The organism is Pyxidicoccus caerfyrddinensis (assembly GCF_010894405.1).
Lineage (GTDB): Bacteria > Myxococcota > Myxococcia > Myxococcales > Myxococcaceae > Myxococcus > Myxococcus caerfyrddinensis.
This window is the reverse complement of sequence record NZ_JAAIYA010000005.1, coordinates 229,224-244,106: the sequence shown is the minus strand read 5'-3', so window position 1 is coordinate 244,106 and position 14,883 is coordinate 229,224. Positions and strand designations below refer to the sequence as shown.

General features: G+C 71.0%; 13 protein-coding genes. 4 read left to right on the top strand and 9 right to left on the bottom strand.

The genetic code is table 11. The features are described from left to right. Window positions 1-113 precede the first annotated feature (113 nt). Both G4D86_RS13855 and G4D86_RS13850 read left to right on the top strand, forming a co-directional pair. Window positions 114-1,775 carry a type VI secretion system contractile sheath domain-containing protein gene (locus G4D86_RS13855; RefSeq protein ID WP_163993606.1) on the top strand — a complete coding sequence of 554 codons (1,662 nt, stop codon included), beginning with the start codon at window positions 114-116 and terminating at the stop codon, window positions 1,773-1,775. Continuing rightward, the gene (locus G4D86_RS13850) at window positions 1,772-2,245 is read left to right on the top strand and encodes a hypothetical protein (RefSeq protein WP_163993604.1); all 474 of its coding nucleotides are present in this window, start codon (window positions 1,772-1,774) and stop codon (window positions 2,243-2,245) included. The genes G4D86_RS13855 and G4D86_RS13850 overlap by 4 nt, the downstream gene beginning before the upstream one ends. A gap of 201 nt (window positions 2,246-2,446) precedes the next feature. Here G4D86_RS13850 and G4D86_RS13845 read toward each other — a convergent pair whose 3' ends face one another. Continuing rightward, complete coding sequence (locus tag G4D86_RS13845) at window positions 2,447-3,274, bottom strand: helix-turn-helix domain-containing protein (protein WP_163993603.1); 828 nt, start codon at window positions 3,272-3,274, stop codon at window positions 2,447-2,449. Between the two features lie 102 nt (window positions 3,275-3,376). Between G4D86_RS13845 and G4D86_RS13840 the strand changes: the two genes are divergently transcribed. Then, on the top strand, window positions 3,377-4,345 hold the full coding sequence (locus tag G4D86_RS13840; protein ID WP_163993602.1) for a TolB family protein: 969 nt from the start codon (window positions 3,377-3,379) through the stop codon (window positions 4,343-4,345). Window positions 4,346-4,349: 4 nt separating this feature from the next. Here the strand turns inward: G4D86_RS13840 and G4D86_RS13835 are convergent, their stop codons facing one another. Then, window positions 4,350-4,877 (bottom strand): GNAT family N-acetyltransferase, encoded by a 528-nt coding sequence (locus G4D86_RS13835; RefSeq protein WP_163993601.1) that lies wholly within the window; start codon window positions 4,875-4,877, stop codon window positions 4,350-4,352. Between the two features lie 85 nt (window positions 4,878-4,962). Then, window positions 4,963-6,210, bottom strand: a complete 1,248-nt coding sequence (locus tag G4D86_RS13830) for a phospholipase D-like domain-containing protein (RefSeq protein ID WP_163993600.1) — start codon at window positions 6,208-6,210, stop codon at window positions 4,963-4,965. Window positions 6,211-6,420: 210 nt separating this feature from the next. Between G4D86_RS13830 and G4D86_RS13825 the strand changes: the two genes are divergently transcribed. Then, a complete protein-coding gene (locus G4D86_RS13825; RefSeq protein ID WP_240360230.1) occupies window positions 6,421-7,209 on the top strand; it encodes a hypothetical protein in 789 nt (262 codons plus the stop codon). 60 nt (window positions 7,210-7,269) lie between these two features. Here G4D86_RS13825 and G4D86_RS13820 read toward each other — a convergent pair whose 3' ends face one another. From G4D86_RS13820 to G4D86_RS13795, 6 genes are all read right to left on the bottom strand, one after another. Then, window positions 7,270-8,166, bottom strand: a complete 897-nt coding sequence (locus tag G4D86_RS13820; RefSeq protein WP_163993599.1) for an aspartyl/asparaginyl beta-hydroxylase domain-containing protein — start codon at window positions 8,164-8,166, stop codon at window positions 7,270-7,272. Between the two features lie 51 nt (window positions 8,167-8,217). Further along, window positions 8,218-8,787 carry a hypothetical protein gene (locus G4D86_RS13815; protein ID WP_163993598.1) on the bottom strand — a complete coding sequence of 190 codons (570 nt, stop codon included), beginning with the start codon at window positions 8,785-8,787 and terminating at the stop codon, window positions 8,218-8,220. 166 nt (window positions 8,788-8,953) lie between these two features. Beyond that, a complete protein-coding gene (locus G4D86_RS13810; protein WP_163993597.1) occupies window positions 8,954-10,174 on the bottom strand; it encodes an ABC transporter permease in 1,221 nt (406 codons plus the stop codon). Window positions 10,175-10,189: 15 nt separating this feature from the next. Beyond that, window positions 10,190-11,416: an ABC transporter permease gene (locus G4D86_RS13805; RefSeq protein WP_163993596.1), complete on the bottom strand. Its 1,227-nt coding sequence runs from the start codon at window positions 11,414-11,416 to the stop codon at window positions 10,190-10,192. A 173-nt stretch (window positions 11,417-11,589) separates the two neighbouring features. After that, a complete protein-coding gene (locus G4D86_RS13800) occupies window positions 11,590-12,744 on the bottom strand; it encodes a cysteine desulfurase family protein (protein ID WP_163993595.1) in 1,155 nt (384 codons plus the stop codon). Between the two features lie 11 nt (window positions 12,745-12,755). Then, complete coding sequence (locus G4D86_RS13795; protein WP_163993594.1) at window positions 12,756-14,702, bottom strand: lysyl oxidase family protein; 1,947 nt, start codon at window positions 14,700-14,702, stop codon at window positions 12,756-12,758. Window positions 14,703-14,883 lie beyond the last annotated feature (181 nt).

Below are 14,883 nucleotides of genomic sequence, written 5' to 3'. Positions count from 1 at the left end.
CCGAGAGGGGACGTGGGCGCGTCTCGCGAGAGGCCAACAGCGTCCCCCCTTCCGACAACCACCCCCGAGCGCGGTAACGTAGGCGCCCTTCACGACACAGGCGGGAACAGTCAATGAGTCAGAGCGGAAGCAGTGCAGAGGGTGCGCGCGTGCGGTGGCTGGTGGCGGGAGCCTTCTCCCCCGCTCCTTCCGGCCGGCGCTTCCACGTCACCCCCGAGTCCTTCGGTACCGAGCTCGCACGCGTCGCCACCGGCCTGCGCATCACCGTGCCCGACCGCCTCGGCGCCAGTGACACCCGCACCGTCGAGCTGACCTTCGACAAGCTCCGCGCCTTCGGCCGCGCCGACCTCATCACCACCGTCCCCGAGCTGCGCGCCCTCCAGGCCCTCCACTCGGACCTCTCCAACTCCGACCCGCTCCGCCCCCTCACCGCCGAGGAGGCCGCCTCCCGCATCGCCACCATCACCGGCCCCGGCCGCCTCCCCGACGCCGTCGCCGAGGCCCTCCGCGCCGCCGTGATTCCCCTCCCCACCGTGCCGCCGCCTCCGGAGACGGGCGGCGATGAGCTGGTGGAGGCCTTCCTCAACCGCGCCGACCCGACCTCCCCCGCCGCCGCGTCCCGCGCCGTGGACGCCTTCCTGCGCGCCATCAACCCCCGCGCCCCGGCCTCCGGGTCCCCCGCGTCGGCCGCGTCCTCCCCCTCGCGCAAGACGGCGAGGGACATCATCGAGGAGGCCCTGCTCGCCACGGCCCGAGACATCCTCGCCGCCGAGCCCGTCGCCCGCCTCGAGTCCGCGTGGCGCGGCCTGAGGTGGCTGCTGGACCAGTGCCCGAAGTCCTCCGGCCTCGCCGTGGAGGTGCTCGACGTGGCGCCTCCCGCGCTGCTGGAGTCGCTCCAGGGCGCGCTCGCGGGCGAGCCGTTCGACCGCCCCGACGCCGTCTTCGTCGTGGACGCGACGAGTGACGTCGGCCTGCTCGGCAAGCTCGCGGCGCTCGGGGAGCGCTCGCAGGTGCCCGTGGTGGCCGCCGTGTCCCCGGCCCTGCTGGGCGTGGCTCCGGAAGAGCTCGCCGTGGCGCTGGAGGAGGAGCGGGAGCAGGTCTCCGAGGCGTGGACGGAGCTGCGCCAGGACGAGTCCTCGCGCTGGCTGTGCGCCGTCCTCAACCGCGCGGTGGTGGCCAGCGAGGGACGCGGCACCGCGCGGCGCACGTGCTTCACCAGCCCCGCCATTGCCGTGGCGGCGATGCTCGCGGCCAGCTTCCGCGACACCACCGCCTTCGCGCGCATCATGGGCCAGGCCGGCGGCCTGCGCGCCCCGACGACGTGGGAGCTGCCCTCCGGCCGCGACAAGGGCCTGGGCATCCCCACCGAGCTGTTCCTCCCCATCCGCGCGCAGGGGCGCCTGGAGGAGCGGGGCATCCTGGGCCTGGGCAGCGGGCGCAACGCGGACGCGGTGCTGCTGGCCGCCGCGCCCACGGTGTACGGCGGCGGCTACGCGGTGCCGCTGCCCGCGCAGCTGCTCACCGGCCGCATCGTCCGCTTCGCCACCTGGGTGAGGGACCAGCTCCCGCCCGGCTCCGGCAATGACGAGGTCGCCGCCATCTTCTCCCAGGCCGCCGAGGTCTTCCTCTTCCGGGGCGCCACCGAGAACGGCCAGGTCCGCGCCGAGCTCGTCAACACCGACAACGGCCGGGGCGTCCACGTCAGCGCCACCGTCCGGCCCGAGCACGCCGGCACGCGGTTCCAGCTCGCCTTCGTGCTGCCCCTGCGAGGATGACCGCCTCCCATCCCGAGCCCGTGGTGGACCTGCTCGCGACGTACTTCGTCGGCGGCGCGAGCAGTGCCGACCTGTCCGACGCGGCGGTCCGCGCGATGGAGGCCGGGCTCGACTCGCCCGCGCTGCGCATGCTGGCGGGGCTCTCCGGCGAGACGAACGCCTGGGAGCTGGAGAGCCTCATCCAGCGCATGCTCCGGGAGCTGGGGCTGTCCATGCCGGACCGCTCCTCCATGGTCCGCATGATGGCGCGACCGCTCGCCCGCGGATTCCTCGCGGGCCGAATTACTCCCGATGCGTTCGTCGACGAGCTGTATGCGCTGTCCCGCCATGACGTCCGGGAGGGACACCACCCGTGGTGCCTGCTCCAGGACGACTGGATGCTCGCGCGCGACGGGACGGAGGGTACGGTCGCCGAAGCAACGGCCGCGCTCCGCGAAGAAGCCGAGCGCCTCGTCGGCTCGCGCGGCTGAACCAGGACGCAGACGGGCACGGCGGCGCTCCGCAAGCACGGCGGGTACGACCGGCATCCTCCGGCTCATTCAGGACGCGGGTGCGGCCTGCCTGAAGTGAGGTGTCCTCCGGCGGCTGACAGTCGTGGAAGGAACGTTCATTCCACGGGTCCTCCGCCCGAAGAGGCGACGCGGGGAGTGCAGGGGCTACCGCGTTCTGAATCAGTCCCCTCCGCGCCCGTGCCGCTTGCGGTACGCGCGCGGCGAGACACCGAAGGCCCGAGCGAAGCTCGTCGTGAAGTGCGACAGGTCCCCGAAGCCCGCCTCCAGCGCGACCTCGGTGATGGGCGCGCGCGTCGCGCGCAGGGACATCGCTGCCATTCGCAACCGGGTGGCGATGACGAACTGGCGTGGCGTCTGTCCCGTCATCGCCCGGAAGACGCGCAGGAAGTGGAAGCTGCTCAGTCCCGCATGCTCGGCCAGCGTGTTCAAGGAGCAGTCGTCCGCGCTGTGCGCCTCGACATAGCGCAGCGTCTTCGCGACACGGCGAGCCTGCGCTGACGTGGGTGCCATCACGGAATGGACGCCACCCCGGTCCTCCGTCAGCGCGACGGCTGCCACCGTGAGCGCGGCCTCGCGCACCGCCTCCGGCTCGCCGGTGCACAGGGCGCGCTGCGTGAGGACCACCGCATCCGCCGAGGCCGTGGAGGCAGGAATGGCGGCGCGTCCGAAGGCCCGCGTCTCGCGAAGCCGGACACCGAGCGAGCCGCTCACCTCGTCGAGGAAGGACTCCGCGTAGTCGAAGACGACGGAGCGGTCCCCTCCGTCATCGACATGGCGGTACGCGTACCCGTCGGTGGCATTCCCGAGCAGCAACAAGCCCGGGCTCGAGAGCACCTCGCCCCGGCTCGACCGGGCGTGGAAGACGCCGGCGAGGGTGACGCTGATGTGGACGCGCGGGTGCTCGCCTTCGGAGACGGTGCTCCGCGCGCCCTTGTGGCAGACGCAATCCCAGGCGCCGAACGCCCCGTCCTCCGCGAGCAGGTGCATCCCGCACGGCCTGACGGGAAGGCCCGGCACTGCCGCAACATTCCCCAAGTTTCGCGCCACATCCGGATGCTACTGCAACGAGACACAGGAGGCTTACGACACATGCCCCGCCACCCCTTGCTCACCGCGCTGGTGGTGAGCGCCCTGCTCACCGGATGCCACGCGTCCTCTCGTCAGACTCCACGCGAAACCCAGGCCCCCGAAATCTACGGCGCCGGCCTCTTCACCACCGGCGCGTGGGACTTCTTCCTGGCCTTCTCTCCGGACCAGCAGCGCGTGCTCTTCTGCCGCGCGGACGACGGGTTCGAGCAATACGAAATCTTCGAGACACGGCTCGGTGACGACGGGCACTGGTCCATGCCCGTGAAGCCCCGCTTCGCGGCGGCGTGGAGCAACGCGGACCCGCACATCGCTCCCGACGGCCGGAGCGTGGTCTTCATCTCCAACCGTCCCCACCCCGGGGAAACGGCCGCGCGCGCGACGCACGACATCTGGGTCGCCTCGCTGCAAGCGGACGGCGAATGGGGCGAGGCCACGCGCCTTCCCGCGCCGGTGAACGACGCGAACCTCGACGAATGGTCCCCCGCCGTGGCCGCCAACGGGAACCTGTACTTCGGCGCCGAGCGCCCGGGGACTCGCGGTGGGAGCGACCTGTGGGTCTCCCGCCTCGTGGACGGCGCGTATCAACCGCCGGAGAACCTCGGCGACGCCATCAACACCGGTGCGAACGAAGTCGAGCCGTGGATTGCCCCGGACGAGCGCTACCTCATCTTCAGCGCACTCCAGCGCGCGGATGGCGTCGGTGGATATGACCTGTACGTCAGCCGCAGACTTCCGGAAGGTGGCTGGGAGAAGGCCCGGCTGCTCGGTGACGGCATCAACTCGCCCGCCAGGGACTTCAACCAGAGCGTCTCCCCGGACGGGAAGTGGTTCTACTTCAGCAGCAACCGGCCGCACGCCGGAGACGTGGGCGCGCGGTTCGACCATCCGAGGAACGACGGCGCGCTCGTGGGCATCGGCAAGGGCACGGGTGACATCTACCGCGTGCCCATGAGCGCGCTCGGCCTGTGATGCGTCACGCCTTGAGGCGGAGCACGTACGCCGTGAGGAACACGGAGGGCAGGTCCATGTCGCCCGCCGGCTCGCGCACGTAGCCGCGCTTCATGTACATGCGCGCGACGCCCTCCGCGCCCTTGCGGACGTGGAGGCATATCGCGTCCACGCCCCACTTCCGCGCCAGGTCCTCGGCCGCGTCGAGCAGCGGCCGGGCAAGCCCGGTGCCGTGGTAGCGCACGGCGGTGGCCAGGCCGCGCAGGTCCGCCGCGTTCGGCAGCCACGCCTCCGAGCCCGGCGCACCCGGGCGGAACAGGGCCACCGTCCCGGCAATCTCCCCGTCCACCTCAGCCACCAGCAGCGAGGCCACCTTCCGGCGCGAGGCCACGTCCCGCAAGTCGCGCTTGCGCTCCTCCGTGTAGACGACGTCCGGCAGCTTCTTCGCGTACTGCGTGATGAAGGCCTCCACCAGCAGTTCTCCGACCGCCGGATCATCCTCGGGCCGTATCTCACGGATGAGGGCCCGCTCCGCCACATTCTGGGTCTCCATGCCCCGGGCTCTAACACGCTCCCCTTTCTGCCGCCGCATGCGGAAAGGGGCCCCAGCCGCCGCGCCGCGGCATGCGGGTGCGGCGCTAGAGAAAGTCGCCGATGAACCAGGGAAGCTGGTCCCCCAGCTTCTGGAGCACCCCGCGCCGCTTCCACCCGCTCCAGTGGATTTCGTAGGAGTGGCCCAGGTCCTTCTCGAACGCCGCGGCGAGCCCGGCCGCCAGCCCCGCGTCGTCCACCACCACCGAGCACTCCTCCGAGCTGCCCAGCGCCAGCGGGTCCAGATTGGTGGAGCCGACGACGGACAGCGAGTCGTCCACGAGCATCGTCTTGGAGTGCATCATCGATAGCTCGTACTCCCAGATTCGCACGCCCCCTTCGAGCAGCCGCGCATACGAGGCCCGCTGCGCCGCGTGCACCGGGGCGATGTCATGGTGCCGCCCGGGCACCAGCACCCGCACGTCCACGCCCTGCTTCACCTTCTCGATGAGCATGTCGCTGATGGCCTCGGAGGGGATGAAGTACGAGTTCGCAATCCACAGCCGCCGCCGCGCCGAGGCGATGGTGAGCAGCGTCATCCGCCGCGCGTTGGACATGAAGCGGTTGTTGGTGCTGGCGACGAAGCCCGCGCGGGCCTCGCCCACGTACAGCGTCGAAGGGAAGTCGCTGGCCGGGAGGAAGTCCCCGCCCGCCTCCTGCCAGTTCTGCGCGAAGGCCACCTGCATCTCGCGCACGGAGGGTCCCTCCACGCGCACGGCGAGGTCTCGCCACGAGTCGGGCCCGTCCGCGTCCCCGAGCCAGCTCTTCCAGATGCCCCAGCCGCCGGTGAGCCCCACCTCGCCGTCACGCACCACCAGCTTGCGGTGCATGCGCATCTTGATGCGCTTCGCGTCGAGCGAGGAGATGGACCCCTGGATGGGCCGAAAGGTGCGCACCTCGCAGCCGGCCTTCGCGAGCGTGAGCCCCACGGACTCGAAGTTGACGCTGCCCAGTGGGTCCACGAGCACGCGGCAGGCAACGCCGGGCTGGCGCTCCTGGATGGCGCGCACCAGCCGGTCCGACGGCTCGCCCGGGCGCCAGATGTAGCTGGCGATATTGATGCTGGAGCGGGCGGCGCGAATCTCCCGCTCGATGGCGTCGAAGATGTGGCCGTTCTCCACCAGGTCCACGCGGTGACCCGGCTCCAGCGCCACGCCGAGCGACTGGAAGAACGCGAGCGAGCGGGCCTCGGGGTCACCCTCCGGCAGCGCGCGCAGGCGCAGGTCATGACGGTGGTTGGGGTACGAGCACCCGGTGACGAACAACGCGCCGAGCACGAGCCAGGCCAGCTTCACCGCCGGAAGCTAATGGCGCTGGTGCATGAGCGCACCTGCCCTCCATCACGCGAGGGTCGGATGACAGCGTCCAGCCGACAACATCCGTACGTGGCGCCACTGTGCGCTGGAGGGCGGGAAGCCCGTGGGGGGTGGAAGCCCGCGCGGGGCGTGCGCACCGTTGTCCCCCACCGTGCTCCAGGCCGGAGGACGTGTGGCCCTTGTGTGCCCATGTCTTCTTCCGTGTCCCTGATGTTGCTCGGGTGCCTGCTGGCACCCCTGGCCCACGCGGCCTCCGACGCACCGCTGCGGCGGAACGCGAAGGCCCTGGGGCTATCGCAGGAGGCTTCCGCTTCGGACTCCACCGCCGCGCCGGAGCCGGACACGGACGCGGCGGGTGACACCTCCGTACCCGCGGATGCCCCGCCACTCGCGGCGTCTCCGTCATCCGGCGAGGGCGGCACGCGTCTGCCCGGAATGAGCGGCGTGCCCGTGCAGTCGAACGGGGAGGACGTGCCGCTCTCCACCGGAGCCTGGGTGGCGCACGGTGGACTGACGCTGCTGCCGCTCGGAGGCATCTGGGCCGCGACCCGCGTGGGCGGAGACACGCGGCTGACCGCCACCGCATCGGAGACAGCGGCGGGCATGCTCCTGGGCTCCGTGCCAGCCCGGCTCCTCTTCTTCCGGCCCGCCACGCCGGGCGGTGGACGCTGGACGGAATTGGAGGTGACGGCGTTCGGCGCGGGGCTCGTCCTGACGCCGCCGCTGGCCGCGCTGGGCACGTGGGGCCTGGGCGAATTGGCCTTCGGTGGAAGCAGAGACCGTGGCGACGCGTACCTCGGCGCGCTCGGAGGCGCGGCGGCGGGCGCGCTGCTGGGCGTGGCCGTCCACGGCGTGCTGATGAAGCTGGCCGAGCCGAGCGCCCGCTTGAAGGCCGAGCGTCAGCTCATCGGGCTGGGCTTCATCGGCGCGGGAGCGACGCTGGGCTACCAGTGGGCCGGCGGTGGCCCGCGTCCCTAGGGGGAGACGCGATAGTTACGAGCGGGGTGCATCCGAACGCAATGCCGCGGCGTCCACGCCTCACATGCGCCAGAAGCGGCGCACCAGCGAGTCGGTCAGCTCGGCCTGTGCGAAGCGGAGCAGCAGCGGCTGGGCCATGGGCTCGGGGACGCGCAGCTGCGCGAGCAGGCCGCGCACCTCGAACTTGCGCGTCAGGGCGAGCAGGGCCTCGCGCTCGGGCACCGTGAGACCGGGGTGCCAGCAGTCGACGATGAGCACCACGCGGCGCTGCTGGCTGCGGTTCCACGTCTCATGCTCGAACGAGTCATGGAAGGCGAGCACACGGCCCTCCTCCCAGTGCCGCGACTCGGTGCCGACACGGATGCCGCAGCCCTCCGGAATCCGCAGGCCCAGGTGGAGGCGCATGCGGAAGCCGTCCCAGCTGCAGTGCGGCGTCAGCGTGGTGCCCGGCGCGTGCGAGGAGAAGAGCACGTCCGCCAGGGGGAAGGCCGTGCACTCGCCGTCCAGTGACTGCACGGCGGCGGCCGTTTCTTCCATCTCGAGGCCGGGGAAGAAGAGGCGGTCCAGGCGCTCACCGGCAAAGAAGACGGGGTGCACGGACCAGCGGCCGGTGCCGACGATGCCGGAGTCGTAGTGCAGCAGGTCGGCGTTCTCCAGCCGCGCGAGGTCCTTCTCCACGGCGGCGCGGCAGCCCTCCAGCGCGGTGGCCGAGGGAATGGGAAGCTCGCGCCAGGGGCGCTCCTCCAGGCCGGGGAGGGGCGGGAAGATGGTGGGCGCCTGTCCCGGCGTCGGCGGAGGCAGGGGCGCCTGTCCCGCCAGCATGCGGAAGTACTCCGTCAGGCGGGCCAGCTCGGAGCCGGAGCGCTGGACGGTGTCGAAGTACCCGCCCTGCATGGCCAGCTCGACGATTTTCTGGCGCACCTGCGCGGTGAGCTGCTGGGTGGACTCGTCGGACATGGCGGCTCCTTGGAAGGAAGCCATAGCGCGTCCCCGCGGGGAGCGTCCAGGTCACGGGGCGCGTGGAGGCGTGCCTGCGTCCAACCATCCTGGTGGAATGGAGGGCGAAGGCTCGCCCCAGGTAGAGCCCACGGGTGGCGTCAGCGCTGGCCCGCCTGCGTCGACGGGCACGCCCGCGTCAGAGACCACCGCACCCGACCGCACGACGGGTTCACCGTCGAAGACGCGCCGGAGGATGCGGCCATCTGCACGGATGGCGTATTCCACGCCCGAGTCCAAGGGGAGGGCCTTGGGGTCGCAAGCCGCCAGGTCCACATCAATCCGGACGAAGATGATGTCCTCCCTGCGGATGACCCGGTAACGGTGCGCGGCCCGCCTTTCCCAGCAAGCTCCCTCCTGGGTGTCCACGGGGAGGAAGTCGTCCGCGGCAATCCGGATGGCTTGCAGGGTCACCCCATCCAGCTCGGAGATGACGGGGGGCTCGCCCACTCTCTGTGCGAACTGCGCGAAGAACTCGGGAAAGACAATCGACCGGTCCTCTTCCAGCACCGTCATGCGCGGCGCCGGGTTCCTGGGGCACCCCGCGGCGAACAGCGCCACGACGAAGAGCCACCTCTTCATGGGGCACCTTCGAAGCATGGCGCCGTGGCGGGCCTGACGATATCGGGGTCTACGGCTCGCGGTGTCGAGCATCCCAGCGCGGCCAGGGCAGCAAGGGTGCAGAAGCGCTTCCAGGCGGCCGGCATGAAGCCAGTCTATCAACGGGCTTCCGCACGTCCCACCCTCCCTACTCCGTCCGCATCGCCTCCACGGGGTCCAGCTTCGCCGCGCGCGCGGCGGGGTAGATACCGAAGGCCAGTCCCACGCCGCAGCTCATCGCGAGCGACAGCGCCACCGCCCAGATGGGCACCTCCGTGGGCAGCCGAATCACCCACTTCGCCAGGTGCGCCAGCCCCACGCCCAGTCCCACGCCGAGCACTCCGCCCGTCAGCGACAGCACCACCGCCTCCGTGGCGAACTGCGCGAGGATGCGCCGCTTCTTCGCGCCCAGCGCCTTGCGGATGCCAATCTCCCGCGTCCGCTCCGTCACGGCCACCAGCATGATGTTCAGGATGCCGATGCCGCCCACCAGCAGCGACAGCAGGCACACGCCGAAGCTCGCCACCGAGATGACCTGCGAGATGTTGTTGAACATCTCCGTCGCGCTCTCATTCGAGAACACGAAGAAGTCGTCCTCCTCCATCGGCTTCAGCCCGTGGCGCCGCCGCATCAGCAACGTCACCTCGTCCTGCGCGCGCTGAATCACCTCCGCCGAATGCGCCTGGATGCTCACCCGGAAGTCCCGCACGCCGAACAACTGGCGGAACACCGTCAGCGGCATCATCACGTTGTTGTCCTGGCTGCCTCCGCCCAGGAAGCCGCCCTTGCGCTTGAGCGTGCCAATCACCAGGAAGCTGCGCCCCTGCATGCGAATCGTCTGCCCCAGCGGATCCAGGCCCGGGAACAGCGTGTCCGCCAGGTCCTGGCCAATCACCGCCACGCGCCGCTGGTCCAGGAACTCCGTGTCCGTGAAGGCCCGCCCCGCGTGGAGGGACACCGAGTTCGTCTGGAAGTACTCCGGCGTGCCCGCCCAGATGCTCACGTTCGCCCGCGACTCGCGCAGCGACGTGGACACCTTGAACCCGCCCTTCGAGTCTTCCCCCGCCGCCGTCAGCACCGACGGCAGCTCGCGGATGGCCTCCAGGTCCGCATCGGTGAACCGGGGCCGCCGCGCCAGCTGCGCCGGCGTGAGCTGACCGCCGAAGGGCAGCCGCTGCACCTGGAAGCAGTTGGTGCCCAGCTCGGACAGGCTCTCGTTCACCTGGTTCCGCAGGCCCTCGATGAGCCCCATCATCGCCACCACCGTGGTGGCCCCGATGACGATGCCCAGCAGTGTCAGGAAGGAGCGCAGCGGATTCGAGACGAACGTCCCGAAGGCCAGCCGCAGGGTGTCCCAGATTGCGTTCATCGCCGCCCTCTCCCGTCACTCGTGGCGGAGCGCTTCCACCGGGTCCAGGTTCGCCGCCCGCGCCGCCGGCCAGATGCCGAACAGCAACCCCACCGTGGCCGCGAAGCCCACACCAAAGACGACGGTGAGCGGCTGCACCGCCGCCGCCAGCGGCGTAATCATCGACACCGTGTACGCCAGCCCCAGCCCCGCCAGCGTGCCAATGGTGCCGCCCAGCGCGGACACGCTCGAGGCCTCCATCAGGAACTGGAGGATGATGGTGCGCTTGCGCGCGCCCAGCGCCCGCCGCACGCCAATCTCCCGCGTCCGCTCGCGCACCGACACCAGCATGATGTTCATGATGCCGATGCCGCCCACCAGCAGCGTGATGAAGCCCACGCCCGTGGCCGCGCCGTAGAGCGCGCCGGTGAGCTGCTTGTACATGTTGGCCAGCTGCTCCGGCCGGTTGATGGCGAAGTCGTCTGCCAATTCAGGGGGCGTGTTCCGCTCGCGGCGCAGCACGGGGGTAATCGCGTCCTGCACGTCGAGCACGTGGTCCGGCGAGTCCACCGCCACCGCGATGTTGGGCGACTGCCGCTTGCCGAAGTGCGAGAGGAAGGTGCGGTAGGGCACCATCACCACCAGGTCCTGGTTCTCCCCGAGGATGGTGCCCTTGGCCTCCAGCGTCCCCACCACGCGGTAGGGCTTGCCCTCCAGGAGGATGCGGTGGCCGAGGGGGTTGATGCTGGGAAAGAGCGAGCGCACCACCTCCGCGCCGATGACGGCCACCGAGGAGCGCTGGTCCAGGTCCGCGTCGGTGAGGAAGCGCCCGCTGTCCACGACGAAGGAGGACACGGTGGAGTAGTCCGGCGTGGTGCCGACAATCGTCACCGAGGCCATCTTCCGGTCCAGGAAGCGGCCCTCCACGCGGTCGTAGTAGATGGGCGCGGCGGCCAGCACGTGCTCGGACGCGGCGACGATGGGGCCCACCAGGTCCGCGGACAGGTCCTTGCGGTTGCGGTACTCCCACCAGTTGCCGCCCATCGTCCACGGGAACTTGGAGACCTGCAGCGTGTTGGCGCCAATCTGCGAGAGCTGGTCGTCGAAGGAACGGTTGATGCCCTGGATGATGCCGACGATGGCCAGCAGGGTGCATACGCCCACGCCGATGCCCACCGTCGTCAGCACCGTCCGCAGGCGGTTGGAACGGAGCGAGAACAGGGCAATCCGCCCGCCCTCCCACACATCGACCCGGAAGCTCACGTGTAACCCTCTCCGCCGGTACTCCGTTGCGCCCCGAGCACACACTCCCGGCGGGCACCCTGGCTACGCGCCAGCCAGCGAGTGATTGCACGCGGCCTTCCCCAGGGCAAATGCCACGGGTCCGGGTCCTCTTCACACGGAGGAGGATTCCCAGCGGTGGGACACTCCGGGTCCTAGCGGCCGGCCACCTTCCGCCACGCGGCCACCAGCGCCGCCGCCGCCCGGTCCACCTGCTCGCCGGTGGTGTCAGGCCCCAGGGACAGGCGAACCGCGCCCAGGGCCTCGGGCTCGGGGAGGCCCATGGCGCGCAGCACCGGCGAGGCGGACTCGCCGCCCTCGTGGCAGGCCGAGCCGGTGGACGCCGCCACCTCCGGCGCCGCCGCCAGCACGTCGGTGCCCCGCACGCCCGGGAAGCGCACGTTGAGGGTGTTGGGCAGCCGCTCGGTGGGATGGCCGTTCAGCGCCAGCCCGGGCACCTCCGCGCGCAGCCGCTCCCACAGCCGCTCTCGCAGCGCCACCTGTGCAGCGGTGCCTCGCGCCAGCCGGACGCGGGCCAGCTCACACGCGGTGCCCAGGGCCACGGCGTAGGGCACGTTCTCCGTCCCCGGCCGCAGGCCCCGCTCCTGCCCGCCGCCGAGCACGAAGGGCCGCAGCGGCGTCCCGGCGCGCACGTACAGCGCGCCCACGCCCTTGGGGGCGCGCAGCTTGTGGCCCACCAGCGTCAGCAGGTCCACGCCGAGCGCCTCCACGTCCACCGGCACCTTGCCCACCGACTGCGCCGCGTCCGTGTGCACGGTGGCGCCGTGCCGGTGCGCCAGCGCGGCCACCTCGGCCACGGGCTGGAGGACGCCCGTCTCGTTGTTGGCGTGCATCAGCGTCACCAGCGCGGTGTCCGCACCCGCCGCGTCCAGCGCGCGCGCCGCGTCCTCCACGCGCACGCGGCCGTCCGCGTCCACCGGCAGCCACGTCACGCGCCAGCCCCGCCACTCCAGCGTGTCGCAGGGCAGCTTCGTGGCGGGGTGCTCAATCACCGAGGTGAGGACATGGCGCCGCTCCGCGCGGGCCTCGGTGGTGCCGCGGATGGCGAGGTTGTTGGCCTCGGTGCCGCCAGAGGTGAAGAGGATGTCCCCGGGCTTCGCGCCGATGAGGGCGGCCACCTTCGCGCGGGCCTCATCCAGCGCGGCGCGGGCCCTCCGTCCGTAGGGGTGCCCGCTGGACGGGTTGCCGAACTCCTCGCGCAGGTACGGCAACATCGCGTCCACCACCTCCGCGTCGACGGGGGTGGTGGCGTTGTGGTCCAGATACAGCGGGCGCTCTGGAGGGCTCATGCCCCGCAGGATTACGGAAGGACGGTGGCCGTGTCGCCCTCCAGCGACATGCGGACGAACACTTCGTTGGGATGGACGCTTTCCTCCTCGAGGATGTCCGACGTGTCCACGGCCACGCGCAGGGTGTACTCGCCGTCCCCCAGGCCGGTGATGTCCACCCACTGACACGGAATGTCGAAGGAGTAGATGTCCGCCCAGCCGGGGGAGATGCCCATGGGGTCATAGAAGGCGGTCGGCGCCGCGTCCGTGCAGTAGCTGGTGATGTCCACCAGCGCGAAGCCCTGCTTGCGCCCGGTGAGGACCTGCTGCCCTCGCGAGTCGCGCAGCTCGTAGCCGGCGAAGCCCTTCAGGTGGTCGTGCCCGTGGCACTCGTCGAAGACGTAGAGGTCCGGCCGCGAGTCGATGGGCGGGAAGACGGCGCTGGCCCGCCCCAGGTTCTGGATGGCCGTGCTGAAGCGCAGCAGGCGCCGCTCCCCCGGGGCCGCCACGCAGCCCTCGAACACCTCACACGCGTCGGCGGCGAACGTCTTCTTCACCACGTTCAGCGTGCGGGCAATGGTGTCCGCGTCCACCGTGAGGTCCGGCTTGCCATTCACCGGGTCCAGCCGCAGGTCGCAGGAGCGTACGGGCGCGATGTACGGCGGGTCCTTCGGCTCCTTCGGCACGCGGCCGCCGCCGTAGATGGACACCTCTCCCACGGGGACATTCAGGATGTCGCCGGCGGCAGCGGTGGCCACCACCAGGTCGTCGTAGCCGTCACCATCCAGGTCCCCGGGCACGACCACCGAGGGGCGCCGGTAGACGTCGTAGTTGGCGGGCAGCGAGTCCGAGCGGGGCCAGCTCCAGGTGGGCTTCAGCTCGGCGGACATGCCCTTCGCGGGTGAGTAGAAGTAGAGGCGCCCCAGCGTGCTCACCACGAAGTCATGGCGCTCGCCATCTCCGTCCATGTCTCCTACTTCGATAGGCAGGCCCAGGCCGGGGAAGGCAGCGTCCTCCATCATCGTCCAGGCCGCCGTGGAGGAGATGGCGCCTCCGGGCTCGGACAGGTGCAAGTTCGACACGCCATTGTCCATGAACAGGAAGGCCTCGCGGTGGCCGTCCCCATTGATGTCGGGGTACAGCTTCGCGCTGCTGGCCACCAGGGCCTGCACGGGCTCGGCCGACAGGGGGCCCTCGCAGGTGAAGGAACCGCCGGCCTTGCAGCCCAGGTACAGCTCCTGGAGGTTCTCCGTGTCGTCCGACGGAATCATCACGTCATCGGCGCCGTCGCCGTTGACGTCTCCCTGGTTCGAGAAGCTGAAGCCCTGCCGTGTATGGACGAGGGTGAAGGGCCCGCCCTCCGCCCCGGGCGTGGCCTGGAAGAAGGACAGCGCACCGGCCCGGCTGCTCACCAGGTCGTCCAGCCCGTCCCCGTTGAAGTCGATGAAGGCCGTGGTGAAGAAGAAGCCGTTGCCGGGGACGCGGAAGGCCGGCGTCGCGAGGATGGCTCCCAGGTCCGGCCCGCCGAGGAAGACGGACGCGCCGTACCGACCCTGGACGAGCAGGTCCGCGTACGCGTCCCCGTTCACGTCGCCGGCCACCGTCCGGAGCCCCTGCCCCGTCGTCCGAGGGTGGGTGTTGGTCCAGGTCATCAGCGCGGAGACGGGCTGCGTGGAGAAGAAGCGCTCCTCGCCCGCGAAGAACGACACGCGGCCGGGGTGCTTCGCCGCAACGAAGTTGGTGCGGCACGGCTCGGTGCCCACGGCCAGGTCCTTGCGGCCATCGCCGTTGAAGTCCGCGAGCGCGACGGAGCTGCCGAAGCACTCGTCCTTCAGGGACGGGTCCGCCTTCACCTGCCACAGCGGCGTCTCGGAGAGCTCGGGGCTCGAGGGCTCCGGCTTGGGTTCCGGTTCGTCTTTACAGGCCCCCAGCGCGAACAGCAGGGACACGGCGGCCAGGGCTTTGCGTGACGACGGCATGACACGGCTCCTCTCGTGGGGGACTGCGGAAGGGGACCTGCCTGGGGGAACGGTGGCGGACGTCGCACGAAGCCCGGCCGCGATGGCGCGACGTGCGGGGCAGGTTACGCGCACGTCCGATTTCCCTCTCCAGATGCTTGCCGGATGAAGGGCATCGAACGCCGAGAGGCCCGCCGGTGCG